General features: G+C 70.2%; 22 protein-coding genes. 18 read left to right on the plus strand and 4 right to left on the minus strand.

Annotated elements, in window-relative coordinates; all coding sequences use genetic code 11:
* Positions 1-81: 81 nt before the first annotated feature.
* The 4 genes from B140_RS0105620 (at position 82) to eccB (ending at position 5,680) form a co-directional block, all read left to right on the plus strand.
* Positions 82-729, plus strand: coding sequence for a hypothetical protein (locus B140_RS0105620; RefSeq protein ID WP_018118374.1), 648 nt, complete (start codon positions 82-84; stop codon positions 727-729).
* Positions 726-1,604 (plus strand): tRNA pseudouridine(38-40) synthase TruA, encoded by an 879-nt coding sequence (truA, locus tag B140_RS0105625; protein WP_018118375.1) that lies wholly within the window; start codon positions 726-728, stop codon positions 1,602-1,604. The genes B140_RS0105620 and truA overlap by 4 nt, the downstream gene beginning before the upstream one ends.
* A 42-nt stretch (positions 1,605-1,646) precedes the next feature.
* Positions 1,647-4,175 (plus strand): DUF6541 family protein, encoded by a 2,529-nt coding sequence (locus B140_RS0105630; RefSeq protein WP_018118376.1) that lies wholly within the window; start codon positions 1,647-1,649, stop codon positions 4,173-4,175.
* A gap of 134 nt (positions 4,176-4,309) precedes the next feature.
* On the plus strand, positions 4,310-5,680 hold the full coding sequence (eccB, locus tag B140_RS0105635) for a type VII secretion protein EccB (protein WP_083912247.1): 1,371 nt from the start codon (positions 4,310-4,312) through the stop codon (positions 5,678-5,680).
* Between the two features lie 68 nt (positions 5,681-5,748).
* Here eccB and B140_RS0105640 read toward each other — a convergent pair whose 3' ends face one another.
* Positions 5,749-6,189 carry a winged helix-turn-helix transcriptional regulator gene (locus B140_RS0105640; RefSeq protein ID WP_018118378.1) on the minus strand — a complete coding sequence of 147 codons (441 nt, stop codon included), beginning with the start codon at positions 6,187-6,189 and terminating at the stop codon, positions 5,749-5,751.
* Positions 6,190-6,297: 108 nt separating this feature from the next.
* On the opposite strand from B140_RS0105640, the gene B140_RS0105645 reads away from it, so the two are divergent.
* A complete protein-coding gene (locus B140_RS0105645) occupies positions 6,298-6,906 on the plus strand; it encodes an NAD(P)-dependent oxidoreductase (RefSeq protein ID WP_018118379.1) in 609 nt (202 codons plus the stop codon).
* Here B140_RS0105645 and B140_RS12065 read toward each other — a convergent pair.
* Positions 6,903-8,096, minus strand: a complete 1,194-nt coding sequence (locus B140_RS12065) for a S8 family serine peptidase (RefSeq protein WP_051069256.1) — start codon at positions 8,094-8,096, stop codon at positions 6,903-6,905. The genes B140_RS0105645 and B140_RS12065 overlap by 4 nt on opposite strands.
* Entirely contained in the window at positions 8,093-9,412 is a 1,320-nt protein-coding gene (eccD, locus tag B140_RS0105655) for a type VII secretion integral membrane protein EccD (protein WP_169332530.1), read from the minus strand. Before eccD ends, B140_RS12065 begins: the two co-directional genes overlap by 4 nt.
* Positions 9,413-9,568: 156 nt before the next feature.
* Here eccD and eccCa point away from each other — a divergent pair, with 156 nt between their 5' ends.
* The 9 genes from eccCa (at position 9,569) to B140_RS0105700 (ending at position 19,931) form a co-directional block, all read left to right on the plus strand.
* Positions 9,569-13,180 carry a type VII secretion protein EccCa gene (gene eccCa / locus B140_RS0105660; RefSeq protein ID WP_244874396.1) on the plus strand — a complete coding sequence of 1,204 codons (3,612 nt, stop codon included), beginning with the start codon at positions 9,569-9,571 and terminating at the stop codon, positions 13,178-13,180.
* Positions 13,177-14,193, plus strand: a complete 1,017-nt coding sequence (locus B140_RS0105665) for a type VII secretion-associated protein (protein WP_018118383.1) — start codon at positions 13,177-13,179, stop codon at positions 14,191-14,193. Before eccCa ends, B140_RS0105665 begins: the two co-directional genes overlap by 4 nt.
* 145 nt (positions 14,194-14,338) lie before the next feature.
* Positions 14,339-14,656, plus strand: coding sequence for a WXG100 family type VII secretion target (locus B140_RS0105670; RefSeq protein ID WP_026166036.1), 318 nt, complete (start codon positions 14,339-14,341; stop codon positions 14,654-14,656).
* A gap of 8 nt (positions 14,657-14,664) precedes the next feature.
* Complete coding sequence (locus B140_RS0105675) at positions 14,665-14,952, plus strand: WXG100 family type VII secretion target (RefSeq protein WP_018118385.1); 288 nt, start codon at positions 14,665-14,667, stop codon at positions 14,950-14,952.
* A 282-nt stretch (positions 14,953-15,234) separates the two neighbouring features.
* The gene (gene rplM, locus B140_RS0105680; RefSeq protein ID WP_018118386.1) at positions 15,235-15,678 is read left to right on the plus strand and encodes a 50S ribosomal protein L13; all 444 of its coding nucleotides are present in this window, start codon (positions 15,235-15,237) and stop codon (positions 15,676-15,678) included.
* A complete protein-coding gene (gene rpsI / locus B140_RS0105685; protein WP_018118387.1) occupies positions 15,675-16,211 on the plus strand; it encodes a 30S ribosomal protein S9 in 537 nt (178 codons plus the stop codon). Before rplM ends, rpsI begins: the two co-directional genes overlap by 4 nt.
* A 102-nt stretch (positions 16,212-16,313) precedes the next feature.
* Positions 16,314-17,657: a phosphoglucosamine mutase gene (gene glmM / locus B140_RS0105690; RefSeq protein WP_026166037.1), complete on the plus strand. Its 1,344-nt coding sequence runs from the start codon at positions 16,314-16,316 to the stop codon at positions 17,655-17,657.
* Positions 17,658-17,757: 100 nt separating this feature from the next.
* Positions 17,758-18,057: a hypothetical protein gene (locus B140_RS0105695; protein WP_018118389.1), complete on the plus strand. Its 300-nt coding sequence runs from the start codon at positions 17,758-17,760 to the stop codon at positions 18,055-18,057.
* Positions 18,054-19,931, plus strand: a complete 1,878-nt coding sequence (locus tag B140_RS0105700) for a hypothetical protein (RefSeq protein WP_156801674.1) — start codon at positions 18,054-18,056, stop codon at positions 19,929-19,931. Before B140_RS0105695 ends, B140_RS0105700 begins: the two co-directional genes overlap by 4 nt.
* 272 nt (positions 19,932-20,203) lie before the next feature.
* Here B140_RS0105700 and B140_RS0105705 read toward each other — a convergent pair whose 3' ends face one another.
* Positions 20,204-21,049, minus strand: coding sequence for a dienelactone hydrolase family protein (locus B140_RS0105705; RefSeq protein WP_026166038.1), 846 nt, complete (start codon positions 21,047-21,049; stop codon positions 20,204-20,206).
* A 477-nt stretch (positions 21,050-21,526) separates the two neighbouring features.
* Between B140_RS0105705 and glmS the strand changes: the two genes are divergently transcribed.
* The 4 genes from glmS (at position 21,527) to B140_RS12070 (ending at position 25,757) form a co-directional block, all read left to right on the plus strand.
* Positions 21,527-23,389, plus strand: coding sequence for a glutamine--fructose-6-phosphate transaminase (isomerizing) (gene glmS, locus B140_RS0105710; protein WP_026166039.1), 1,863 nt, complete (start codon positions 21,527-21,529; stop codon positions 23,387-23,389).
* 65 nt (positions 23,390-23,454) lie between these two features.
* Entirely contained in the window at positions 23,455-24,579 is a 1,125-nt protein-coding gene (gene alr / locus B140_RS0105715; RefSeq protein WP_018118393.1) for an alanine racemase, read from the plus strand.
* Between the two features lie 4 nt (positions 24,580-24,583).
* Positions 24,584-25,078 (plus strand): tRNA (adenosine(37)-N6)-threonylcarbamoyltransferase complex ATPase subunit type 1 TsaE, encoded by a 495-nt coding sequence (gene tsaE / locus B140_RS0105720; RefSeq protein WP_018118394.1) that lies wholly within the window; start codon positions 24,584-24,586, stop codon positions 25,076-25,078.
* A gap of 73 nt (positions 25,079-25,151) precedes the next feature.
* A complete protein-coding gene (locus B140_RS12070; protein WP_040426119.1) occupies positions 25,152-25,757 on the plus strand; it encodes a vitamin K epoxide reductase family protein in 606 nt (201 codons plus the stop codon).
* Positions 25,758-25,920: the final 163 nt, after the last annotated feature.

Below are 25,920 nucleotides of genomic sequence, written 5' to 3' on the forward strand. Positions count from 1 at the left end.
GGGCGTGCGGTAGCGTTGCTATCTATGAAGCGCGCAGCCTCACGCCTAGCCCCACGTCAAGCCCTCCGCCTACCGGCCCTCATGCTCCTCATCGGCCTCGCCGCGTGGTACGCGGGCAGGGCGGTGGCGGCGGTGGGTTGGCGCGGCGAGTATCTCCCCCGCCTCAACATGATCGACGACCTCGGCCTGGGCGGCTGCGCGCCGGTGGAGGACTTCTTCGTCCCGCGTGTGGCGTGCAGCCCGCAGCACCTGTGGTTCGTGATCGGCGGGGCGGCCCTGGCGGTCTCGCTGATATGCGCGGGATCGCTCGTGGCCCGGCTGCGCGCGCAGTGGCACGGGGCCGCCGCCGTGGGCGCGGCGATCGCGCTGTCCGGTCTCCTCCGGGTGGTGGCGCTCCCCGTGGACGCCGCGCAGCGCCCCGGCCTCCACTACGGCCTGCTGGCGGGCTCGCTGGCCTGCCTGTGGGCGGCGATGGCGGTGGCGGCGGTGACCGCGCGCCGGAGTCGGGCGCTGATCCGGCCCGAGGGCGTTCCCAAGGCGCTCATGGGCGGCCCCCTCGCGGCGGCCACCTGGCCGCTGCTGGCGCTCTCCGCGCTCGGAGCGGCGCTGGTGGTGGCCGCGGCCTTCGGCACCGGCTACGACAACCCGGTGGGCTACTATCAGCGCATGGCGTGTGACGCCCCCGCGCTGTGGCTGCTCGCCCTGGCCGCCGGGTGGTGGCGCAAGTGACGGACACGAGGAGGCTGCGCCTGGACATCGCCTACGACGGCACGGACTTCCACGGCTGGGCCAGCCAGAAGGACCCCGCGCTGCGCACCGTGCAGGGCGTGCTGGAGGAGGCCCTGGCCCTGGTGCTGCGGGTCCCGGTGGCGCTGACGGTGGCGGGCCGCACCGACGCCGGGGTGCACGCCGCCGGGCAGGTGGCGCACGCGGACGTCCCCGAGGGCTGCCTGGAGCAGCGCTCCCTGCGAGGCGACCCCGCCCGGCTGGTGCGTCGGCTGTCCCGCCTGCTGCCCGAGGACATCCGGCTGAGCGGGTGCTCCTTCGCGCCCGAGGGCTTCGACGCGCGCTTCTCCGCGCTGCGCCGCCGCTACCTCTACCGGGTGACCACGGCGGCCCCCGGGCCGCTGCCCACGCGCGCCCGGGACACCACCGCCTGGCCCAAGCCGGTGGACCTCGCGGTGATGCAGGAGACGGCGGATCGGCTGCTGGGCCTGCACGACTTCGCGGCCTTCTGCAAGGCCAAGCCCCACGCCACCACGGTGCGCGATCTTCAGGTGTTCCGCTGGCGGGACGCCTCCACGGCCCTGGAGCCGCAGCTCTACGAGGCGGAGGTGGTGGCGGACGCCTTCTGCTGGTCCATGGTGCGGGCCCTGGTGGGGTGCTGCCTCGCGGCGGGGGAGGGGCGGTTCCCGCCCGCCCGCGCGGGGGAGTTCCTGGGGGAGCGCACGCGGTCCTCGCGGGTGCCCGTGGCGGCGGCGCGGGGACTGAGCCTGGTGGGGGTGGATTATCCCGAGGACAGGGAGCTGGCCGCGCGCAGCCTCATCACCAGGGATCGCCGTGCGCCGGTCTCGCCGGGTGACCCGGGTGCCTATACACTTTAGGGGTTGCCACTAGACCTAGAAAGGATCCTAAGGTCTCCCTCAATGGATACTGCCCAGATCGCGTACCTCGCGGTATTGATCTTTACCCTGCCGGGATTCCTCCTGAGCTGGGCCTCCGGGTTAAAGACCCCCTGGGCCGCGGCGGCGGCGATGCCGGTGAGCTTTTGCGTCTACGGGCTCGCCGCGTGGCTCATCGGGCTGACCCCGTGGCGCTACGACGTGATCTCCATCGCGGCGATCTGGGTCCTCTTCCTCGTCCTGGCGCTGGCGTGGCGCTACGGCTATGAGTGGCTGCGCGGCCTGGGGCTGCGCCGCCGGGGCCGGGCGGGTGCCCGCCGCGACCGGGGGTGCGACCTGGCGGTGTCCGTGGCGCACCTGCCCGCCAACGCGGACATTCTGGGGGACGCCACCTGGCTGGCCAGGGCCACCGGGATGGATCCCAACCCCACGGTGTATCGGCGGGCGCTGCCGCCCGCGGCCCCGGCGGCCCTGGCGGTGGCAGCACCCGCGCGCCCCGAGGAGCAGCGCCGGACGTTGCGGGAGTGGTGGACCGATCCGAGCGGGCGGCGCGGCAGCCTGCTGGACCCGGCCTGGGTCCTGCCCGCCCTCGGCGTGATCCTCGGCGCGCACGTCATCATCGGGAAGTCCCTGGAGTTCATCCAGCGCGCCCCGGACGGGCTCAACAACGTGTTCCAGGGCTGGGACGTGCAATGGCACGCCAACGTGGTGCGGTGGATCATGGAGGCCGGCATCGCCTCCCCCACCCGGATGGGGGAGCTGCACAACATCGAGACGCAGGCCACCATGTTCTATCCCAGCGGGTGGCACGCTGGCACCTACCTCATCGCGCAGATCGCCGGGGTCTCCCCGATCGAGGCGGTCAACGTGGCCAGCGCGGTGATTCCGGGCGTGGGCTTCCCGCTCTCCGTCGCGCTTCTCGCCTGGAAGATGATGGGGCTGCGCTCCATCACCGGGCAGCTCGGGGCGGCGCTGGCGGGGCTGCTCATCTTCGGCGCCCCGGCGGGCTACTGGGTGGGAAGCTACGTGGGGGCCTGGCCCTACGTGGCGGCGGTCTCCCTCACCGGCGTGGTCATCGCTCTCTTCATGACCGTGCCCAGCAACCCCCGCTTCGGCTACGCCGCGGCGGCCGCGCTGATGGGCGTGGCCCAGATGCACCCCTCGGCGGTGACCATCGTGGTCGTCGCCCTGCTGCTGTGGTGGCTGTGCTGGCTGCTGTGGGTGCCCTCGCGCAGGGCCGAGGGGGCGCGCCGGGCGCTGACGGTGCGGCTGCGCGACGTCGGGCTGCTTGGCGCGGTGGGCGCGGCGGGAATGGTCCTGCTGCTGCCCCAGATCCTTGTGGGTTCCGAGGTCACCGGGGAGGTGGCCGCCTTCTCCGGGGAGGAGGACATCTCCTACGGGGAGGCCTGGGCCAAGGTGCTCGGGATGACCACCCGCCACGTGGACGCCTTCGAGGGCATGAGCCTGACCTGGGTGTTCTGGGCCGCAGGGATCGGGGCGGTGGCGCTGATCGGGTGGCGGCGCAACCTCTGGGCCCCGCTGCTGTACCTGTTCTCCGTGGCGGTGGCGGTCAACTCCCTACGCCCCTTCGGCGGCTTCTGGAGCGACGCGCTCGGCGCCATCGGCGACCTGCACTATTCCATGGCGCACCGCCTGGTGTTGCCGGTGGCCATGCTGGTCTTTGCCGCGGCCGGGATCGGCGTGGCCGTGCTCATCCGCCTGGTGTGCCTGGCGCCCGTGAAGAAGTGGGCGGTGGGCTCCGCCGTGGCGTCGGTGATCCTGGCCTTCCCGGTGGGGCTGGCGATGTACGCCAACCTGTGGTCCCAGATGGAGGAGGGGGCCGAGTGGACCATCAACTCCTCGCGGGTGGATGACCGCATGGTCAGCCAGGTGGACCTGCGCGCCTTCGAGTGGCTGGCCCGCCAGCCCCACGCCTACGAGGGAATCATCATGGGCGAGCCCGCCGACGGGCATAGCTGGATGTACGCCTACAACTCGCTGCCCACGGTCATGCGCCACTACGACTGGCCCACCGACTTCAAGGACTCCGACACCCGCCTGCTCTACTGGTGGCCCAACGCCCTCGGCGCGGGCAACCCCGGCGCCCCGAACGAGCGCAACCACGTGGACGAGGCCGCCGAGCGCATGGGCGTCAACTACATCTTCATCTCCCCGGAGAACTTCTGGATGTCCCAGCCGCGCAACGAGCGCATGATGGACGGCCTGTGGCACACGCCCGGCGTGACGCCGGTGTACGCGGAGGAGAACGTGGCGATCTTTGCCGTCAACGAGGCGTTCACGGACGCGGAGCTGGAGAAGATGCGCGAGCCGGGCAACTCCCCGGAGCCGCTGGACGAGCTGTACCCGGTGCCCACCAATGGCGAGGCCGGGGTGGCGACCTCCGAGGAGGAGGAAAACCAGCCCTACTTCCACCGCCCCACGGAGCCGAATAACCGCGCGGACGTGCCCAGCGAGGATGCCGAGAACGACGCCAACTGGCCCGTGCAGGGCGAGATCACCGAGGGCGGGGCGCCCGCCCGGGTGGAGGAATAGGCCGCTCCCGGCCGTGCTGGTTTTCTAGCGGGGGCATGCGGGGCTCGGCGGGGGCTTTGCGGTGGTGGGCGCGGCCGGGTCGGTTGCTATGATGGGGTGAGCACAGGGGACTTTCGGGGGAAGGATACGGGGGGATGTCGCAGCACCGGGGCCTGCTCACGCCCACGACTCACGCGCAGGTATCGGGTCATCGCTTTTTGACCCGCAGGATGTACCACGGCCTGGTGTTCGGGGACGCGCGTATGATCCACGACCCGCTGCGCACCCGCCAGCGCGCCGCCACCCTGGGCGCGGTCTTTTCCCTGCTCCTGGTGATGGGGGCGGGGCTCCTCGCGGCGCTGGACCCCAAGCCCACGCCCGGCGAGGACGAGCCGCTGCTGCGCGCCGCCAGCGGGGCCCTGTACGTCCGGGAGGGGGAGAAGGTGCACCCCGTGGCGAACCTGGCCTCGGCCCGGCTCGTCCTGGGGGAGCCCGCCGAACCCGCCGATATCGGGGACGAGGCGCTGGCCGGGCTGCGCCACGGGCACCCCCTGGGCATTCCCGACGCCCCGGGCCTCATCGCCGCGCACAACCCGGAGGAGGGCGCGCGCACCTGGTCGGTGTGCACCACCCCGGACCGGGTGCTGGTGGCGTTGGGCACCAGCCCCGCCCCGCTGGCCGAGGACGAGGCGGTGGTGCTGCGCGAAGTCTCCACGCCCACGGAATACCTGGTGACGGCGCGGGGACGCCGCGCGCTGCCGCCTCCCGACGACCCCGCCGGGCTCATCGTGCGCCGCCGCATGGGCATCGACGAACGCACGCCGATGTGGCAGCCCCCGGCCCCCGTCCTCATGGGGATCGCCGAGCGCGAGCCCATCGCGTTTCCGGTGCCCCTGCCCGAGGTGGTGCGCGCCGGGGAGGAATGGTGGGCCGCCACCGCCGAGGGGGCGCGCCCGATCACGGAGCTCCAGGCCACCATGCTCAGGGACATGGGGGCGGCAAGCCGCGCGGGCGAGCAGGCGGAGATGGCCGCGCGCCCGGAGATGCCGCAGGGGCTGCTCCTGCCCGAGCGCGGCGCGAGGCTGCTCGACCCGGGGGAGACCGAACTCTGCTCCATCGGCGCCGAGGGCGGGGTGGGGCGCCCCGCGTCCGGGGAGTCTATGCGCGTCCCCGCGGACCTCCCCGTGGCGGCGGGCGGCCTGGGCGATCCCGGGAGTGCCCCCGCTGAGGCCCTGGGCGGTGGGGCTCGAGGGCGCGACGAGGCTGGGGTCGAGGCCGAGGAGGCGGCGGCCCGGCTCATGGTGGCGGACTCCTTTGCCTCGGAGCTGCGGGGAGCGGTGGCCGTGGACGCCGGTTTTGGCTACCACGTGGTCACCCCGCACGGGGTGCGGCACCGCGTGGACAACGCCGAGGCGCTCGCGGCGCTGGGGCTGCCGGAGCCGATACCGGGGTGGTGGCCGGCGCTGGCGCTGCTGCCCGAGGGCAGCGCCCTGGGCCGGGATGAGGTGCTGCGGGGAGGCCGGTAGGCGCGGGGCCGGGGAGACTGGCTGGTGGGGCGGTTGGGGTGGGTTTGGGATGGTTGGGGCGCGCGGCGCTAGGGGGTTCCGTGGCGGCGGTCGTAGCGCTCCCGGTGGGCCTCCACCTCATCGGCGTGGCTCTCCGCCCACTCGCGCAGCGCCGCCAGCGGGGTAACGATGGTGGAGCCGAGATCGGTGAGGCGGTAGTCCACGCGCGGGGGAATGCTGGTCGTGACCTCCCGGTGCACCAATCCGTCGCGCTCCATGGAGCGAAGGGTCTCCGTGAGCACCTTCGGTGAGATTCCCTGCACGGCGGCCCGGATGTCCTTGAAACGCACCGGGGAACCGGGGGAAAGAACGGCCACGATCATGGGGGTCCAGCGGTCGGTGAGGTGCCGCAGCACCGTGCGGGAGGGGCAGTTCTTGTTGAGGATGTCCGGCTGCTGGTCGTGCTGGCCGTGCTGGCCGGACGGGGGAGCCGAGGGGGCGTTGTCCTTCGGGGCGGAGTGAGGTTGCATGCCCGTTCCTATGGTTACGTTGAGGTAATCAGTTACTAATAAATAGTATTGGCGGTGGATCGAATTCCGCAAGGCCCGCAGCGGCCCATACTGCAAAGGAGCAGCGTTATGAACATTTCCATTATCGGAGCCTCAGGCATGGTGGGTTCCGCCCTCGCGGCCGAGGCCGAGGAGCGTGGGCACCAGGTCATCCGCTACACCCGGTCCGGTTCGCAGCCGGGGGCGCGGGCGCTGGACTTTTCCGACACCCCCGCGGTGAAGGAGGTGATCGAGGGCGGCGACGTCACCGTGATCAGCGTGGCCAGCCGCGACGATTACGACGCGGCGGTGGCGGCGCATAGGGCTCTGATCGAAGCCCGCCCGCGGGGCCGGTTCATCGTGATCGGAGGGGCCGGAGCCCTCCAGGCGGGGGAGGGGCTGCTCCTGGAGAGCCCGGACTTTCCCAGCGAGTACCTGCCCGAGGCCACGGCCTTCGCCGCGGTGCACCAGGCATATCACGAGTCCGAGGGTCTGGAGTGGAGCATGATCGCGCCCTCCCCGATGATCGCTCCCGGGGCGCGCACCGGCGAGTACAAGGTGGGGCTGGACACCCCGGCGGGCGACTTCGTTTCCGCGGAGGACTTCGCGGTGGCGGCGGTGGACGAGATCGAGCAGCCCCGCCACGCGGGTCGTCGCTTCACCGTGGCGTCCCGGGACGAGGCTGCGGCGCAGGGCTAAACCCTCCGGAGTTTTTTCGCCGTGGCTATGACACTGCCCCCGGGCCTGTGTCGGCGTGTGACGCCGAGAGCCGTTGCGGTCCCGACGGTGGCGACGATGAGCACGATCAGCACCGCATGCAGTCGCGAGCGCGTCCGCCGGTCCGGAGGCCCCGGGATCGTCACGGAGGGGTGCGGGCGAGGCGGCGGCGGGGGCGGCAGGGCCGAGGTGAGGACGGCCTGGGGCGTTACCGCGCCGTGCGGAGGTTGGGCCGCCGCGAGGAGGAGGGTGCGCACCTCGGCGGGGCTGTAGTGCGGGGCGCGCTCCAGCACCAGGGCCGCGATCCCGGACACGATGGGGGCGGCAAAACTGGTCCCGATGAGGCCCTGGGGCGAGGCGACGAACCCCGAGGGGTCCGGCGCCCCCACCGCGCTGACCCACCCCTCGCCGGTGGGGCTGAGCCCCGCCGGTACCGTCCCCGGCGCGGCGAGCCGCAGCGGGCCACCCGGCAGGGAATAGGCGGCGAGGTCGTGGGGAGAATCCAGGGCGCCGACCGAGAGCACCGTGGGGGAGTAGGCCGGGTACACCACCGACGCTTCCTCGCATTGCGGCGAGCGGTTGCCCGCGGCGGCCACCACCACGGTGCCGCTGCGCTCCGCGCGATCGAGCGCGGCGTCCAGCTCCGAGGCATCGAGGCGGCGGGCGCGCTCGGGAGGCAGGCACGCGACTACCGAAAGGTTAATGACGCGGGCGCCGCGATCCACGGCCTCCTCGATGGCCTTGGCCAGGGAGGACAGGGTGCCCCGGGCGTGGTCCTCCCCGGAGGGGGCGGGGGCCGTGGTGGTCTGCCGGATGCTGAGTATCGCCGCCCCGGGAGCCACGCCGGCGTCGCGCGAGGCGATAAGGCCCGCCACGATCGTTCCGTGGCCGTCGCAGTCGAGCAGGGGCGCGGGGTCCTCCGGGGAGACGAAGTCGGACCCGGGAATGACCTCGGCAAGCTGGGGATGCGGCGTGACCCCGGTATCGATGACGGCCACCGTGACACCCCGCCCCGAGAGGTGATTCGAGACGGTGGCGGGAGGGGCCGTGGGGCCCGGTGCCGGGACGCCGCCCGCGCACCCCTCCCGTGCGTGCAGCGCGGGCGCCGCCGCGATCAGCGCCGCGAACAGCACGCCCACCAGTCCGAGGTAGTGCCAGGACGGAGGCATCATCCCAGCCCCCTGATGAGAGCGAAGAACCCCATGTGGTGCAGGCAGAGCGGGAAGATCGCCGCCACCGCCAGGGACTCCAGGCGCTCCCACCACACGATCTGGGTGGGCTCCGGCGGCGGGACGATGCTCAGCCACCACGGAACGCTCAGGCACCCCGCCACCAGGAGGAAGCCGAGTACCTCGGACGCGACGTGCGCATGCGCCATGACGACCGCCGCCACCATTCCGCTGAGGGAGACGCATACCTGGGACCACACGGCGTACGGGTGCGGATGCATGAGGGCATGGATGCCGCTCACGAGGGACACGCCGAGGACCAGGACGGTGCTCAGAGCGGAACCCGCCGAGGCCGCCGGGGCGAGGCCGAGGCAGAGCAGGGCGGGGCAGAGCGCGGCGGCGATCCCGAGGTGAAAACCCTCGTAGAGGCGCTGCGCGCGCCGAGCCCGGCGCTCCGCGTGGGCTGGGTGGGCGTCGGCAAGCCCCAAATCCTGCCCGGCCGAGGGAATCCTCGGCGGGCTCAGCCCCACCAGGGAGGTGGCGAGGCGCGGAGCCAGGAAGAGAAGCAGAAAGGAAAGGAGGATGACTCCTGCGGCCACCCCGGGTAGGTGATGGGTGAGCCACCACAGGATCGGGGCGCTGATCCCCAGCAGGCAGGCCGTGGCGGCGGCACACACGGCCCTCGGAGGCAGCGTGCAGGCGGAGAGCGCGAAGAGCACCAGCGCCATTCCCGCCGACAGGAGGCCGGAGAGCGCGGCGTACGGGACCCAGCCCGGCGGCGCGCTGTGGTACACCCAGAGGAAACCGGCGGCTCCGGCGCAGGCGATGCCGCAAGCGATGACGCCGGGCATGGGGCGCACCCACAGGGTGAGCAGGAGCGCGGCGGCAAGGGGCGGGAGGAAGGACGCCCACGGGGGAATCCAATGGGAAAGCAACACCGCGCAGGCGATGAGGCCCGTGGTGGCGTAGGCGTGGCTGAGCCGATCGGGCGTGACGGCGCGATACTCGGAGGCCGCCTCGACGAGGGCCTCCGTGGCGTCGCGGACCACGGGAGGCGGAGATTCCTGGCGGGGAATGAGCAGGAGGGTATCGCCGTCGTGGAGCCCGGTGCGGGAAAGCGGCGCGGTGGCGTCGATCTCCCTCCCGAGGCCGCTGCGTGCCTGCCAGGGCCGCGTGAGCATGGGGGCGTCGCACAGGCTCAGCAGCTCCGAGAGGCACTCCACGAGCGTGGAATGTTCCGGAAACGCAATGTCCGCTTCGCGGCGATAGGAACCAGCCTGCATGCGCACCCGCAGCCTGAGCATATGGTCGACGGCCATGAGCGAAATCAACTCCCCCGAGTCCTGACGTGCCACCCCCGAAAGTCGGGCACTTCCAACATATGACTCCATCATGGACTATTCTGTGAGGCATGTCCACGGCAGGGGGTCGTGGGCGAGGGATAGGCCCAGCTCACGGGCGTGCAAGGGGGGATTGTGGAGGCGACTCATGCGACCACGGCACCGGATTTATGCGTGCAGTATCGGGCCGTGGGCGGGCGCGTTCCGGCCCCGCCGCGGCCGGAGGGAACCCTCAAGGCGCTCCCGGTTCCCGCGGCGCACCGGCCCGCCGCGACGTCGCTGTTGAGGCTCCTGATGCCCGTGGTGATGGTCTCGGCCATGGCCGCCATGGTCACGGTCATGTTTCTCTCCTCGGGAACGGTCAACCCGATGATGCTGGTCATGCCGCTCATGGCGGCGATGGGATTTTTGATGATGTTCTCCCCGCAGGGAGGTCAGGACGCGGACGATACGCGGCGCACATACCTGAGGCATGTGGGGCAGCTTCGGGCCGCCGCAGCGGACAACGCGGAGGCGCAACGCGCAAACGAGACGCATCGGTATCCCCCTCCCGGAGAGCTGTGGGCCATGGTGGGGCGGGAGCGCATGTGGGAGAAGGAACGGGATGACGAGGACGCCCTGGAGGTGCGGATAGGCCTTGGCGCAACCGCCCTGTGCACCCCGATAGAGGTGAGCGATCCCGGCGCGACCGAGGACCTGGACCCCGTGTGCGCTATCTCGCTGCGCAGCACGGTACGGGCCGTGAGCACCGTCGCCGACAGCCCCGTGGTGATCCAACTGCGGGCCTTCCGCTACGTCTCGGTGACGGGGCGAGGGGCCCTCGACTGCGCGCGGGCCCTGCTGAGCGGCCTGGTATTCCAGCACGGCCCCGAGACCGTGGGGCTGAGCGCCGCGCCGGGCCAGGAAGGCTGGGAGTGGCTGAAGTGGCTACCGCACACCCGGCATCCCGAGCGCGCGGCGTACCGCGTAGCGGTGACGGGGGAGGACTGCCCGAATATCCCGGAGGCTGATACCGTCATCGAGGTATCCGAGGCGGGCGGCGGGCTCATCCGGCGGCGCGCCGAGGAGGAGGGGTTAGCGCTGCACCTCGACGGCGAGATCGTGGTGCATACCGCGGCGGGGGCGGAAAGAATCGGCACGCCCGACCGCATGACTCAGGCCCAGGCCGAGTCCCTGGCGCGGCGCATGGCGCCCTATCATCGCCCGGACGGACCCGAGGGTGCGATGCCGGGAAGGACGCCGAACGATCTCCTACAGATGTTGGGAATAGGTGATGCCGACGCGCTCACTGCGGAGACCATGTGGGCCGAGCGAAGCGAGCCGGAGACAACCCGGTTGACCGTGCCGCTGGGGGCGCACACCGCCACGGGTGCCCCCGTATGGCTCGACCTGAAGGAATCGGCGCACGGCGGCATGGGGCCGCATGGGCTGTGCATAGGGGCCACCGGATCGGGAAAATCGGAGCTGCTGCGCACCCTGGTCGTGGGCCTGACGGCTACCCACAGCCCCGAGGAGCTGACGCTGATCCTGGTGGACTTTAAGGGCGGTGCCACGTTCCTCGGGCTCGATCGGCTCCCGCATACCTCTGCGGTCATCACCAACCTGGAACAGGAATCCGTGCTGGTGGAGCGGATGCACGACGCCATAGCGGGGGAGATGAACCGCAGGCAGGAGGTGCTCCGGGCGGCCGGAAACTTTGCCAACGTGCACGACTACGAGGCCGCGCGCCGGGCAGGGAGGGACGATCTTGATCCCATGCCGGCGCTGCTCATAGTGGTAGACGAGTTCTCCGAGCTCCTGGGGCAGCACCCCGACTTTGCGGATCTGTTCGTGGCGGTGGGGCGCCTCGGCCGCTCCCTCCACGTGCATTTGCTTCTCGCGAGCCAGCGGCTGGAGGAGGGGCGCCTGCGCGGGCTCGACTCGCACCTTTCCTACCGCATCGGGCTGCGCACCTTCTCGGCTGCGGAATCGCGGCAGGTGCTGGGGGTGCCGGACGCCCACGACCTCCCGGCCGTGCCAGGCATGGGCTTTATCAAGGCCGGGCCGCAGGACGTGGTGGGGTTCCAGGCCGCGTACGTGTCCGGCCCGGTCATACACTGCCGGGAGATAGGCGGCGGAAACCACGGCGTGAGGCCCTTCCGGAGCTGGTCCGACATCGATAGCGCGCGCACCACGGTGTGCGAGGAGGGATCGCGCACGCTTCTCGACGCCGTGGTGGACGCCGCGTGCGAGGCGGCGAAGAAGCGCGGCAGCCGCGCCCGAACCCTCTGGTTGCCGCCCCTGCCGGACTCGGTGGAGCTCGCCGGAGTGGTGGAGCCGATGGGGTTCCTGCGGGCTGCGGTGGGAGTGATTGATCGCCCCTATCACCAGCGCCAGGACCCCTTGGTGCTGGACTTCACCGTGGGCGGCGGGCACGTGGCCCTGTGTGGAGGCCCGAGATCGGGCAAGTCCACGGCGCTGGGGAGCATCGTGGCCTCGCTGGCGGCCACGCACACGACGTCCCAGGTGCGGTTCTACGTGGTGGACATGGCGGGGGATTCTCACAGCGTCCTGGGGCGCCTGCCCCACGTGGCCGGTGTGGCCGGAAGGAAGGACCTGGGGCGGGTGCACCGGATCTTCGACGAGGTCACGGCCCTGATGGAGGCCGGTGAGCCGGACGACGGCAGGCACACCTTCGTGGTGATCGACGGCTGGCACGGGCTGGTGGCCGACTGCGAGGAGGAGGTGGAAAGGGTGGCGCGCCTGGTTGCCGACGGCGCGGCCGCCGGCATCCACGTTATGATCTCCACCCAACGGTGGACGGTGCTGCGCCCCGCGATCCGGGACCTTATTGATTACCGCCTGGAACTGCTGCTGGGCGAGGCGATGGATTCCCTGATCGACCGCAAGGCCCAACAGAAGATTCCCGCGCGCCCGGGCCGGGGGATCACTCAGGAGGGGGAACAGATGCTGTGGTGCATGTGCTCCCCGCAGGATATTGCGCACATCACCACGGCGGCGGCCGATCAGGAGCCCGTCCCCTCCCTGAAGGTGCTGCCCTCCTCCCTGCCGCTGTCCGAGCTTCCCCCTGGGCGGGGATGCGCGGTGGGGATCGGCGGCGTGCACATGGAGCCGGTGTACTGGTGGCAGGACCACGTACTGTGCGTGGGCGCGCACGGCTCGGGCAAGAGCACCGCGCTGCGCACGCTCATGGCGGGAATCGGCGGAAAGGGGCCGCGGTGGGCGCGGATCGTGCTCGTCGATCACCGGCGCGCACACCTGGGCGAGGTCCCGGAGGAGATGCTGGCCGCGTACAGCGCCTCCGCGCCCGGCACGGCGGAGGCGCTGCGGAACACCGCTGCGACCCTTCGGGAACGGATACCCGGGCATGAGGTGAGCGCCGCCCAGCTACGCGAGCGCGCGTGGTGGGAGGGGCCGGAGATATACGTGGTGGTAGACGACGCCGACCTGGTGGACCCCGGAGCCCTCGCGGAACTCGTTCCGCTTATTCCGCACGCCCGTGACGTGGGGTTGCACCTCGTGGTAGCGCAGAAATCCGGTGGCATTAATAGGGCCCTGTATCAGCCTTTCCTGGCTGCGCTGCGTGATCAAATGCCGGTGGTGCTGCTGCTCGACGCGGATAAGGAGGAGGGGGCCATCTGCGGGATGAAGCCGCTGCCTCAGCCGCCGGGGAGGGGGCGATGGTCGTCCCCGGGGGCGGAGGCCGAGGTGATACAGGTGGCGCGCGTGGAGGAGGGCGAAGAATGACCAAGCTCGTGGTGACGCTCTTGGAGGAGGCCACGGTCTTTGAGGGCGCGGATACCGTCTACCGCTACGACCTGGTGCCGCCGGTGTTGCGGGAACCCTGGGCCCTGGGCGCCCTGGTGGAGCAGGCGCAGGCGCTCTGCGAGGGGGACCGCGGTCAGGCGGAGGTGCAGGCGGAGACGCAGAACGAGGAGGTGGCCGCCGCGGTCACGCAGGCCCTGCGCGCCGCAGGCTTGATGGGTGACGGCGGGGAGGAAACCGAGCCCTCAGTAGCGGAAGAGGAACAGAAGGGACGCGCGTCCGGGGCGGGGCGGCGCGGGGATCCGTTGGACGTGCTGGCCCGGCCCCGAGAGGGGCCGCGGCACCGCCACGCGGGCGGCAACGGCGAGGGCGCGTGGTGGAGAACCGCGTGGCTAAGGCTCACGTGGTGGCACGCCGCGATGGTGGGGGTGGTGCTGGCGGTGGCGGGGCTTTCGTGGTGGTCCCTGGGTGACGGCACCGCCGTGGGCATCGCGCCGCAGGCGGGAGGGGAGGGGGAGCCTGCGGTGTCTTACACGGAACCGCAGGCGCAGGAAGGCGAACAACAAAGCGAGGAAGGCGCTGAGCGTCCGGCGGTGGTGCACGAGGTGGGGGACATAAGGGTCTCGACCCCCGAGGGCTTTCGGGCGGACCTAGCCGAGGGCGTGGCGATCCTGACCGGGCGCGATGCGGATTTACGCATCCTCGTATCGGCGGACCCGCTTTTCTCGGTGCCACCTGGTGAGGTGCTGCGCGAGGTCGCCGCCGAGGTCGGGGGCGATCCCACGCTGAGCGACCTCGATCCGCCCGAACCCCCACGGGAGGAGGGGCAAAAGATGAGGTATCGGGAGGACCCCGGGGACGGTTCTCAGGTGCAGTGGAGTACGTGGGTGGAATCCGGCCATCACATGAGCGTGGGCTGCCATACCAAGGGCAGGCCCACCGTGGTGCAGAAGGCGTCGTGCCGGATCGTGGAGGAATCCGTGGGGCTCCGGTAGCGGGCTGGGCGAATGCATCGATTTTTGCGGCGGCTTTTTAAGGCGGGAGGGAACCGGAGGCGGGGTGGGGCAGTCAAAGATAAGTGGAGGGTCGCGGCAGCGGCCTTCCGCATATTGGTTTCGAGCAATACGTAAAGGGGGAACGATGTCAGGTGTTTTTAGAACAGAGGCCGACGTCATGGTGGCCACCGCAGGCCGCGTGGACGATACCAACAGTCAGGTGCAGTCCGAGCTCACGCGGTTGCAAGGGGTCGTGGACGGCGTTCGCGGCTCTTGGGCTGGCAGCGCGCAGGTGAGCTTTGACGCGCTCATGGAGCGGTGGAATACCTCGGCCCGTGAGCTACGAGAGGCGCTGGGGTCTATCAGCGAGAATATCCGTTCCAATGCTCGCCACTTCGAGGACATGGAGGCGCAGAACGCTCAGGCCTTCAGCTCCGTCGGTGGATCGGGCCTGGCTCTCTAGGAGGAACAGTGGATCACATTAAGTATTCTTTTGGCGCCATCGAGGCGGCCGCGGGGGATATTCATGCCACGTCCGGCCGGATCAACGGGCTGCTGGGGGAGCTCAAGGCCTTGCTGCAACCGATGGTGGCGGCGTGGGAAGGCGATTCCGCCGTGGCGTACCAGGCGGCCCAGGAAAAGTGGGACCGCTCGGCGGAGGATCTCAACCAGATACTGGAAACGATCTCCCGCACCGTCACCCAGGGCAACGACCGCATGGCGGACGTGAACCGCGCCGCCGCGGCGTCGTGGGGGTAGGCCGAGGCGGTGTGTGTTTGGGTTGTGTGAATAAGGCCGCGGTCGCGCGGCAATGAGCAATACCGCAGCGGCGGGGTCTTGTCATCGCGGGGCAGGCACGGGTGCGATGTACGGTGATCGTGCCGCTGCGGTTTTGTTCGTGCCCCGGTGTCTCGTAGGATAGATGTTCTGTGTGCTGTGCGAGTATGCGTGATCTCGGGTCTCCACCGGCCGCCGTGATCATCGCAGGGCGCACTTGTTGGCCGGCAGTCCTGTAGATAAGACCTTCAAGGAGTCACTTAAGTGTCTACTTATCACCCGAAGAGCGGTGACATCACCCGTAAGTGGTATGTCATCGACGCCACTGACGTGGTCCTGGGTCGTCTTGCCACCCACGCCGCAAACCTGCTGCGCGGCAAGGGCAAGCCCCAGTTCGCTCCCAACGTCGATTGCGGCGATCACGTCATCATCATCAACGCCGATAAGGTCGCCGTCAGCTCCAACAAGCGCGACCGCGAGCTGCGCTACCGCCACTCCGGTTACCCCGGTGGCCTCAAGACCATGACCCTGGGCCGCGCCCTGTCCGATCACCCGGAGCGCACCATCGAAGAGTCCATCCGGGGCATGATGCCGCACAACAAGTTGTCCAACGCTTCCATCAAGAAGCTGCACGTTTACACTGGCGATGAGCACCCGCACGCTGGTCAGAAGCCGGAGAACTACGAGATCAAGGTGGTGGCCCAGTGACCGAGCCGAACAACAACATCGAGAACAACGTGGCGGATGCCGAGGATCTGGCTGCCGCGGCGGCCACCGAGGAGTTCACCAACACCATCGGCGATCACCTGGTGACCGAGACCGAGGTTGAGGTCGAGGCGGAGCAGGTCGGCGTCGAGGGCCCGATCCAGACCGTGGGGCGCCGCAAGCGCGCCATCGTGCGCGTGCGCCTGGTGCCGGGCACCGGCGAGTTCGTGTGCAACGGCCGTACCCTCGAGGACTACTTCCCGAACAAGATCCACCAGCAGACCGTGAAGTCCCCGCTGGTGCTCCTGGACCGCGAGGGCCAGTTTGACATCCAGGCCAACCTGAAGGGCGGCGGCCCCACCGGTCAGGCCGGTGCGTTCCGCCTCGCTATTGCTCGCGCGCTGAACGCCTACGCTCCGGCGGATCGCGCGGCGCTGAAGAAGGCTGGCTTCCTCACCCGTGACGCTCGTGCCGTCGAGCGCAAGAAGGCCGGTCTGCACAAGGCACGTCGTGCCCCGCAGTACTCCAAGCGCTAAGTTTTACCGCGCTGGCGCCGTCTTCCCTTTTCGGGGAAGGCGGCGTTTGCCGTTTGTGGGGCGTTGGCGGGCAGGCGGCGGGCACCGGGCATAATGGATCGCATGACTCGACTTTTTGGTACTGATGGCGTGCGCGGATTGGCGAACAAAACCCTTACGGCCTCCCTGGCGCTGCGGCTGGGGGCGGCGGCCGCGCAGGTGCTCACGGCCGAGAAGCAGTCCTCCAAGCGGCGCCCCACGGCCATCGTCGGGCGCGATCCCCGTGTCTCGGGGGAGATGCTGGCCGCCGCGCTGGCGGCGGGCATGGCCTCTCGAGGGGTGGACGTCCTGCGCGTGGGGGTTGTGCCCACCCCGGCGGTGGCCTTCCTCACGGACGACTACGGCGCGGACATGGGCGTGATGATTTCCGCCTCGCACAACCCGATGCCGGACAACGGGATCAAGTTCTTCTCCGCCGGTGGGCGCAAGCTGCCGGACGCGGTGGAGGATGAGATCGAGGCGGTGATGGCGGGGCTCGACGAGCAGGGCCCCACCGGGCACGGCGTGGGGCGCGTGATCGAGGAGGCCACGGACGCTCACGATCGCTACCTCGCGCATCTCAGGGAGGCGGTGAAGGCCGACCTCGGCGGCATCCGCGTGGTGGTGGATGCCGCCAACGGCGCGGCCTCGGAGATCGCGCCGGAGGCTTACCGACGCGCCGGAGCCGAGGTGATCGCCATCCATCACCAGCCCAACGCCTACAACATCAACGACGGCTGCGGCTCCACCCACATCGAGCAGACGCAGCGCGCCGTGCTCGAGCACGGCGCGGACCTGGGACTCGCGCACGACGGCGACGCCGACCGCTGCCTCGCCGTGGACGCCCGGGGGCGGGTGGTGGACGGGGATCAGATCATGGCGATCCTCGCGGTGGCGATGAAGGATAACAGCGAGCTGAAAAAGAACACCCTCGTGTCCACGGTGATGAGCAACCTCGGCCTGCGCCTAGCGATGGACGAGCAGGGGATCAACGTGGTTCCGACCAAGGTGGGCGACCGCTATGTGCTCGAGGAACTCAACGCCTCCGGCTTGAGCCTGGGCGGGGAGCAGTCCGGGCACATCATTATCCCGGAGTACGGCACCACGGGCGACGGCGTGCTGACCGGCCTGAGCCTCATGGCCCGGATGGCGCAGACGGGCAAGACCCTGGAGGAGCTGGCCTCCGTGATGACCGTTCTGCCGCAGGTCCTCATCAACGTCCCGGTGTCCAACAAGAGCGTGATCGCGCAGCACCCCCAGGTGAAAGCCGCGATCGAGGCCGCCGAGGAGGAGCTTGGCGAGACCGGGCGCGTGCTGCTGCGCCCCTCGGGAACCGAAGAACTGTTCCGCGTGATGGTGGAGGCCGCCGAGGAGGAGCAGGCCCGCAAGGTCGCCGGGCAGCTCGCGGCGGTGGTCGCGGCGGTGTAGCGGGTATTTCCGCCATTGGGGAACCGGCGGGGGCCGGGCGGAGTCAAAGGATAAAGAGGTATTTTTCTTTGACTCACACAACCAGCCCGAGGGGGTTCTCATGGGGGACGTATCCATTGCGCCGGAGGCCGCCGGCGCGCTGTTGCGGCGCGGCCTGGCGGAGCTAGAAGAGCGCTTGCGGGAGCACGAAAAGACGCCGCCCGCTTTGTCTCTCGACGTCGCGGGAGGGGCGCTCTACGCGCAGGGCCGTCGCCTCGCGGACTCCTATGTGCGCCTGCACGCTGCGGAGATACAAAGGATGCGGGGCCTGTCTCGGATGCTTCACTCCGCGCTGGAGGACATAGCACGGGTGGAGGCAACGGACCGCGCGAACGCCGCCGAATGGGGGACGCTGCTATGACGGAGGGGCAGGCGTACGGCGACGCCGTGGAGGAACTGCGCCACGCCTCCGGGGGACGCTATGCGGGGCCGGGCATACGGCCTCAGGAGATCAAGCAAGCTCTCGGCGGGGCGGCGGGGATCGATCCCGGGGCCATTGGGCAGCACTTGGGGTTTGCCGTGGGCGTCACCGATACGTCGAGGCTCGGAAAGGGGTGGCTCGGCGGGCTGCTGCAGGTTCTTCAGCACCTGGCCTTCGGCCTGATCGGGGACGCCCTGGGCAAGGGGATCCGCGAGTGGTGGCAGAACCGCGAGGACGCCCAGCAGCTCACCCACGAGGCGGAGAAGGCCGCCGAGGCGATGAGGGACATCTGCGCAACCTCGGATACCGCCGCGTCGGAGATCCTCGCGGCGCTGTCCCAGAATGTGACGGCCCTGAGTAACCACCTCCGATGCCTCGCGCCTCAGGCCGGGCCGGAGCAGGCCGCCGCCTTCAACTCCGCCCTGGGGATGGCTGCAAGCGTCATAGATCAGGCCGGGAGTTCGGTGATGGAGCTATGCCGGGAGCGAGACGGCGCCCTGGCCGGGTGCATGGAGGAGCTGGAAAGGAGGGTGTCTACCGTATGCGAGGCGCCGCAGCCCTGCGGGCCCGCCGCCGTGGAGCCCGCACGCGCGGAGAGGTCGTGCCCTCCGGTGGAACGGGAGACACCGAGCGCGGGAGTCTCCCCGACGCCGCCCGCCCCGCCGCCCGACGTCCCGCCTGGAAACGGATCGGGTGCCGCACCCGGCGTGGAGGTTGCCGCCGCCGGGCCGGAGCGTACCCCGGTTGGGCAGCCGGAAACGGCCTGCCCGGAACCGCGCCTCGCCCCGGCGGCCGCGTCGGAGGAGGCCTCACCGGCAGCGTCCGGGGAAGCCGAACCGCAGACAAGGCATGCGGCGCGGGAGGAGGGTTGCTCCGTTCCCCCGAGGGGCGAGCGCCCGAACACCAGCCCGACCCCCGCAGGGAGCACCCACTGCGCCCCGGTGAGCCCAGCGCAGGCTGGTCCGTCTCCCGCGCCCCCGTCCCCGGTGTCTCCGGCGCAGGTGACCACGGAGGCGGTTTCCTGCGGGGAGCGGCAACCCTGCGGCATGGAGGGCATCGTGGGCTCGCTTGCTGGCGCCGGCGCGGCGGGGATGGAGACGATACTCAACGGCGCGAGGCTGGGCGCGGAGATAGTAGGAGGCGCCGTGGAAGGGATCGCTCAGGTCGTGGAGTCGGCGGTTCCTCCGGCGGACGGCCCGCCGCCCTGTCCTCCGCAGGCAAGCGATACTCTCTGCGAGAGCCCGGCGGTTTCGTCCGAGCAAACGGAGCAGCCGATCCCGCCCGTCCCGGATACGTTGGGGAGCACGCGGGAGAACGCGGAGTGCGTCGAGGAGGCACCCCCACGGCCAGCGCCGCCGGAACCGGATAGCTGCCCACCGCAGGAGCCTTCCTCGCCGGAACCGCCCACAACGCCGGAACCGCCGTGCGAATCGCCCGACCCCGCCGGTACTGAGCCTGCCGAACCACAGCAGGGCGCTCCGATCGATCCCGGAGTGGACCTGGCCTCGGTCCCGGAGCCCGAGCCACCGGCGGAGAAGCTCGCTCACCTGGGGCAGCCGTCTGAGCATTCGCCCGAGCAGGCGTCGGTGGGCGAAGAGCCCCCGGCCTCGCCCCCTGGGGGCGATCCGCCCGAGCATATGTTGGTGGGTGAGGCGGACCTCGGAGTCTCCCCCGCGGACGCCGCGGCCGATACCGATAACGCGGAGGGCGTGGGCGACGCGGGCGCGCGGGAACAGGGAGACCCGGACGGCGGGAATGGACAGCAGGAGGAGCGTCCCGGCACGGTCGGGGCACGAAAGGCAGGAACGTGGTAAATGGATTTCGAGGAATTTGCGCGTAATTTCCGGGAGAGAGCCGCAAAGCGCATGCTGGAGTTCGAGGTGGCCCTGGAGGAAAGCCGACGCGAGATGGAAAGGCGAGACGCGCAGCGGCAGGAGGACAAGGCGCTGCGAGGGCAGGCTCCGCGCTATGGGGTCCGCATGGAGGCCGCAGACATCCACGCGGAACTCCGCGCGCGGACGCACGGGCGCGAATACGGACCTGTGCAGGGGGTGCTGAAGAGAAACTCAAAAACTAAGGGACGCGATTATTGGGTCAGGGAAAGCTTGCGGTGGCGATACGCCTTTTCCTCTATCTCCTCGGAGCTTAAGGACACCACCTTCTTGGCGGTGGCCTCGGGATCGGAAAAGCCGGAATACTTCTTTTCCCCCGCGAGCTGGTGGAGAAGGAAGCCCGTGATTAACCCGCGAGCGGTTTCCTTGGCACCCGTTTGCGGTCCACTCGCGCCCACGAGCAGCTTGCGCACGGTGTCCTCGCTGAAGCCCTGCTGGGTTCCCTTCTCCAGCTCCCGGTACGCCACGTCCCCCTTCCAGTTGTGGGCCACGCGCGCCGGGTTGCCGGATTCCACGAGGTTATCGCGCCCGGAGCCGAGGATCAGGCCGGGGGCGGAGACGGCGCGTGCGGCCTCCTCGGAGGAGGGAGAGGTCATGGCGGGGTATGCGCAGGCCACCGCGCGCACCTTTTCCTCCCCGGCGGAGGCGAGGATGGCCGCCCCCGCGCCCATGCCGTGGCCCGCGAGCCCCAGCTTGCCGGGGGAGACGATCACGTTGCCGTGGCCGAGCTTGACGCCCGCGAGGATCTGCAGGCAGGTGGTGAGGTCGGCGGCCAGGCTGCGGTGGTCGGGGTTCATGCCGGTTTGGGTATCGGGGGCCGCCACGGCGATCCCCCAGCTCGCCAGGTGACGCAGGGTGACGTGGTAGGCCTTGATGCCGGTAAACCAGTCGTGCCCGAAGGCCACGGCGGGAATCCCGTTGCCTTCGGCGGGCGTGTACACCTTGCCGGGAAGCCCGGCGTAGGCAAGATCGCCCACCAGGACGCGGTGCGGGCCGCGCTTGGCGAGTTTAGGGAGGTGTTTATTCAGATTCTCAGACACGCCTAACAGGATAGTAAATACGGTGCCGTCATCGTGACTCCTCCGGCCCGGCGGGCCCTTATCCGCCACTCGCTCGCCACCAACTATCGACATCCAGTACCAACATCCGGCCAACAACCGCCAGCGTTTCACCGGCAACCCGGCCACCCACCCGCCAGCAGTTTCACCGAGTACACGCGCTGATAATGGCAGCCAAGCCGGTTCATACCAGCCCACGCACAAGAGCGCCCCGGGCAAAGCGCACGCGATACACGCACCCAAGCCCGTCCGACGCTCCCGTCCCGGGGCGGGCACGCCGGTTACCTGCCCGGTCCCCGCCGCGCCGAATACTCAGCCGAATATCCAACCGAATACCAGCGGGAATAGAGGCGCTGAGCGGCGGGGACGGGGCCCGGCGCGGCCCCGCTGGGGCGTCGATAGGCCGCGCGGGGAGATCGGTGATGGTGCGCGGTTGATCCGTACACTATCCTGGCGCCTATGTGTGGAATCGTAGGATATGTCGGCAACCGTCAGGGGCTTGGCCTGGCCCTCAATGCTCTGCGTCGCATGGAGTATCGCGGTTATGATTCGTCGGGCATCGCCGTCGCGGATGCCGGCGAGTTGCACTTTGCCAAGCGCGCCGGCAAGCTGGCCAATCTCGAGGATAAGATCGCGGAGATCGGCGAGGACGGCCTGCGGGGCACCACGGCCATCGGCCATACCCGCTGGGCCACGCACGGGCGGCCTACGGACGAGAACGCGCACCCGCATCTTTCCTACGACGGCAAGGTGGCCATCGTCCACAACGGCATTATCGAGAACTTCGCCCCGCTGCGGCAGGAGGTGGAGGCGCACGGCATCGAGATGGCCTCGGAGACGGACTCGGAGACCGCGGCGCACCTGGTGGCCCTGGCCTATAACGAGGGCGATACGGCAGGCGACCTGCGCGCCAGCGCGCTGAAGGTGCTGCGCCGCCTGGAGGGGGCCTTTACCCTGCTGGTGCTGCACGCGGATCACCCGGAGGAGATCGTCGCGGCGCGTCGCTCCACGCCGCTCATCGTGGGCGTGGGCGAGGGGGAGATGTTCCTCGGCTCTGACGTGGCGGCGTTCATTGAGCACACCAAGGACGCGGTGGAGCTGAATCAGGACAACGTGGTGATCATCAACAAGGATGGCTACGAGATCCTGAACTTCGACGGCTCCGAGGCCCAGGGCCGCCCCTTCACTATCGACTGGGACCTGGAGGCCGCGGAGAAGGGCGGGTACAGCTCCTTCATGATGAAGGAGATTCACGAGCAGCCCGCGGCGGTGCGGGACACCCTGGCGGGGCACTTCCAGGACGGGCGGATCGTGCTGGACGAGCAGAACCTCTCCGACGAGGACCTGCGCGCGGTGGACCAGATCTTCGTGGTGGCCTGCGGCTCCGCCTACCACTCGGGCCTGCTGGCCAAGTACGCCATCGAGCACTGGGTGCGCATCCCGGTGCAGATCGAGGTGGCCAGCGAGTTCCGCTACCGCGACCCGGTGTTGGGCGCGCGCACGCTGGTGGTGGCGGTCTCCCAGTCCGGGGAGACGGCGGACACCCTGGAGGCCGTGCGCTACGCCAAGGCGCAGGGGGCCAAGGTGCTGGCGGTGTGCAACACCAACGGCTCCCAGATCCCGCGCGAGTCCGACGCCGTGCTGTACACCCACGCGGGCCCGGAGATCGGCGTGGCCTCCACCAAGGCGTTCCTGGCCCAGGTGGCCGCCAACTACATCGTTGGCCTGGCCCTGGCGCAGGCCAAGGGGACCAAGTACCCGGACGAGATCAAGGAGATCTGGGAGGCCCTGGAGGGCATCCCGGCCAAGGTGGAGGAGCTGCTGCCCGCCGCGGAGCAGTGCCGTTCCATCGCCGCCACCCTGGGCGCCATCCCCACCATGCTCTTCCTGGGGCGCGGGGTGGGCTACCCGGTGGCGCTGGAGGGCGCGCTGAAGCTCAAGGAGCTGGCCTACATCCACGCCGAGGGCTTCCCGGCCGGGGAGCTCAAGCACGGGCCCATCGCCCTGATCGAGGAGGACCTCCCGGTGGTCGTGGTGGTGCCCAGCCCGCGCGGGGTCAAGCTGCTGCACTCCAAGGTGGTCTCGAATATCCAGGAGATCCGCGCGCGCGGCGCCAAGACCATCGTGATCGCGGAGGAGGGCGATACCGCCGTGGAGCCCTTTGCCAACTGGCTCATTCGTCTCCCGGAGGCCTCAACCCTCATGCAGCCGCTGCTGGCCACGGTGCCGCTGCAGTTCCTCGCCGCCTACATCGCCCAGGAGTGCGGCAACGAGGACATCGATAAGCCCAGGAACCTGGCCAAGTCCGTGACGGTGGAGTAAATCCCTCGCCACCCGAGGACGGGCGCGCGTCGCCGCGCCCCGGGGCAGTGGCAGAATGGGTGCTCATGGACCTGCTCACCGCCCGCATCGATAGGGATGCCCTGGCGCATAACGCCCGCGAGATCGCCCGGCGGGTGGCCCCCGCCCGGCTCATGGCCGTGGTGAAGGCCGATGCCTATAACCACGGCGCGGTGGAGGTTGCCCGCATCGCCCTGGCCAACGGAGCCCAGGAGCTGGGGGTGGCCACCCTGGGGGAGGCGCGGGAGCTGCGCCGGGCGGGCATCGAGGCCCCCATCCTGGCGTGGCTGTGGTCCCCCGAGCAGGATCTCCCGGAGGCCCTGAGGTGGGGAATCCGCCTGGCCATTCCCTCGCTGGCGCACGCGCGGGCCGTGGTCGCCGCGGCGGAGGGTGCACAGGAGCGCAGCGGGGTCACCGAGGTTGCCGAGGTTACCGTCAAGGTAGAGACGGGAATGCACCGCAGTGGGGTGGACCCCGCCGAGTGGGGTGAGGTCTTTGACCTGCTGGCGCGGTGCCCCCGCGTGCGGGTGACCGGCCTGATGAGCCACCTCTCCAGCGCGGACGTCCCGGACGATCCCGCCACCGACGCCCAGGCGGAGCGGTTCCGCCGGGCCATCGCGGCGGCGCGCGAGCACGGCCTGGAGGTGCCCGTGAACCACCTGTGCAACTCGCCGGGGGCCCTGACCCGCCCGGACCTGCGCCACGAGATGGTGCGGGTGGGGCTCGCCCTGTACGGGCTGGAGCCGGTGGCCGGGGTGGAGCACGGCGTGGTCCCCGCGATGTCCTGGGTGGGGCGGGTGCTGGTGGTCAAGCCGGTGCGGGCGGGCGAGGGGGCGTCCTACGGGCTGACCTGGCGCGCGCCGGGCGACGGCTACCTGGCGGTGGTTCCGGCCGGCTATGCCGACGGCCTGCCGCGCTCCTTCCAGGGGTGCGTGGAGGTCGCCGTGGCCGGGCGGCGCTACCCGCAGGTGGGCCGGGTGTGCATGGACCAGTTCGTGGTGTGGCTGGGGGCTAACGAGCACCGCGTGGCGGCGGGGGACGAGGCCGTGATCTTTGGCCGGGGCGGCATGAGCGCCACGGAGCTGGCGCGCCGCGCCGGGACGATCAACTACGAGGTCGTGTGCGCCCCGAGGGGCCGCACGCGGCGAGTGTACGTGGGAAAGGGAGAGTAGGGGCATGAAGCAGGGTTTTCCGGCGGCGGGGTCGCGCCGCTGCGAGGAGGCGGAGGACACCCGCGAGCTGGGGGCGCTCCTGGGGGAGTGCCTGGAGGCGGGCGACGTGGTGCTTCTCGACGGCCCCCTGGGCGCGGGCAAGACCACCCTGACCCAGGGGATCGCGCGGGGCATGGGCGTGCGCGGGCGGGTGACCTCCCCGACGTTCACCATCGCCAGGGAACACCGCCACCCGCAGGGCGGCCCCTCCCTGATTCACGTGGACGCCTACCGCCTGCTGGGGGAGGGGCCCGCCACGGACCCGGTGGGGGCGCTCGACGCCCTCGACCTGGACTCCGAGCTGGATACCGCCGTGGTGGTGGCGGAGTGGGGCGAGGGGCTGGTGGAGCAGCTCGCGGGCGGGTACCTCCTGGTCAGGATGGACCGCACCACGGCGGTGGAGGAGGACCCGGATTCTGAGGCTAGGATCATATCGTGGCAGCGCCGCGAGGGGGCCTAGTATGGGGGTGACGCAATAGCGGGTCGCGCCCGGCGCAGGGCGTGGCGCGCGAGGACCTTCGAAGGGGCGCAACATGGTAGAAGCGGTGGCGCAGGCACGCGAGGAGCGGCGGGGGGCCGCCCCATCACCGGGCTGGGGCTGGCTGTACGTGGTGGGCGGTGTCCTCGGCATCGTGCTCTCCGGCATCATCATGGTGGAAAAGATGAAGCTGGCGGAGGACCCCACCTACACCACCACCTGCGACCTCAGCTCCGTGGTGTCCTGCGGCAACGTCATGCGCTCCCTCCAGGCGGCGGCCTTCGGCATCCCCAATCCCATCATCGGCCTGGTGGGCTTCGGCCTGGTGGCCCTCATCGGGGCGGCGGTGGCCGCCGGGGGGCGCTTCGCGGGGTGGTTCTGGTTCGGCGCCCAGGCGGGCATGACCTTCGCGGTGCTCTTTGTGCATTGGCTGTTCTTCCAGGCGGTGTACGTCATAGGCGCCCTGTGCCCGTACTGCATGGGGGTGTGGGCGTTAAGCATCGTGCTCTTTGTGTACGTCACGGCCTTCAACCTGCGCACCTACGGCGGCTCCGGGGCGGGGTGGGTGCGCGGCCTGGATCGTTGGAAAGCGGCTATCTCCCTGCTGTGGATCGCGGCGATCGGGGTGGCCATCGTGGTGCGGTTCTGGTCGTACTTCTAGCGCGGGGCGTGGCTCGGAGGAGCCTGTGAAGTGCGGCGCAGTCGGGGGTATGGAGCGGGGTAAGGCCATTGACCGGATAGGTAAAGCAAGGCTAATTTTTTCGGGTGGAGAGGGCCGAATCACTGTATCCCTGCGGCCCCGTGGCGCGCCTCATGCCGTGAAA

This window comes from Corynebacterium mastitidis DSM 44356 (assembly GCF_000375365.1).
GTDB lineage: Bacteria > Actinomycetota > Actinomycetes > Mycobacteriales > Mycobacteriaceae > Corynebacterium > Corynebacterium mastitidis.

What these genes read in the sequence shown, in the direction of transcription:
- eccB (WP_083912247.1), top strand. Translation starts at nt 4,310, where the DNA reads ATGTCGCAGCACCGGGGCCTGCTCACGCCCACGACTCACGCGCAGGTA.
- B140_RS0105665 (WP_018118383.1), top strand. Translation starts at nt 13,177, where the DNA reads ATGACCAAGCTCGTGGTGACGCTCTTGGAGGAGGCCACGGTCTTTGAG.
- B140_RS12070 (WP_040426119.1), top strand. Translation starts at nt 25,152, where the DNA reads ATGGTAGAAGCGGTGGCGCAGGCACGCGAGGAGCGGCGGGGGGCCGCC.
- B140_RS0105645 (WP_018118379.1), top strand. Translation starts at nt 6,298, where the DNA reads ATGAACATTTCCATTATCGGAGCCTCAGGCATGGTGGGTTCCGCCCTC.
- B140_RS0105695 (WP_018118389.1), top strand. Translation starts at nt 17,758, where the DNA reads ATGGGGGACGTATCCATTGCGCCGGAGGCCGCCGGCGCGCTGTTGCGG.
- B140_RS0105620 (WP_018118374.1), top strand. Translation starts at nt 82, where the DNA reads ATGCTCCTCATCGGCCTCGCCGCGTGGTACGCGGGCAGGGCGGTGGCG.
- B140_RS0105640 (WP_018118378.1), bottom strand. Translation starts at nt 6,189, where the DNA reads ATGCAACCTCACTCCGCCCCGAAGGACAACGCCCCCTCGGCTCCCCCG.
- glmS (WP_026166039.1), top strand. Translation starts at nt 21,527, where the DNA reads ATGTGTGGAATCGTAGGATATGTCGGCAACCGTCAGGGGCTTGGCCTG.
- glmM (WP_026166037.1), top strand. Translation starts at nt 16,314, where the DNA reads ATGACTCGACTTTTTGGTACTGATGGCGTGCGCGGATTGGCGAACAAA.
- B140_RS0105670 (WP_026166036.1), top strand. Translation starts at nt 14,339, where the DNA reads ATGTCAGGTGTTTTTAGAACAGAGGCCGACGTCATGGTGGCCACCGCA.
- B140_RS12065 (WP_051069256.1), bottom strand. Translation starts at nt 8,096, where the DNA reads ATGATGCCTCCGTCCTGGCACTACCTCGGACTGGTGGGCGTGCTGTTC.
- tsaE (WP_018118394.1), top strand. Translation starts at nt 24,584, where the DNA reads ATGAAGCAGGGTTTTCCGGCGGCGGGGTCGCGCCGCTGCGAGGAGGCG.
- alr (WP_018118393.1), top strand. Translation starts at nt 23,455, where the DNA reads ATGGACCTGCTCACCGCCCGCATCGATAGGGATGCCCTGGCGCATAAC.
- B140_RS0105700 (WP_156801674.1), top strand. Translation starts at nt 18,054, where the DNA reads ATGACGGAGGGGCAGGCGTACGGCGACGCCGTGGAGGAACTGCGCCAC.
- B140_RS0105630 (WP_018118376.1), top strand. Translation starts at nt 1,647, where the DNA reads ATGGATACTGCCCAGATCGCGTACCTCGCGGTATTGATCTTTACCCTG.
- eccD (WP_169332530.1), bottom strand. Translation starts at nt 9,412, where the DNA reads ATGGCCGTCGACCATATGCTCAGGCTGCGGGTGCGCATGCAGGCTGGT.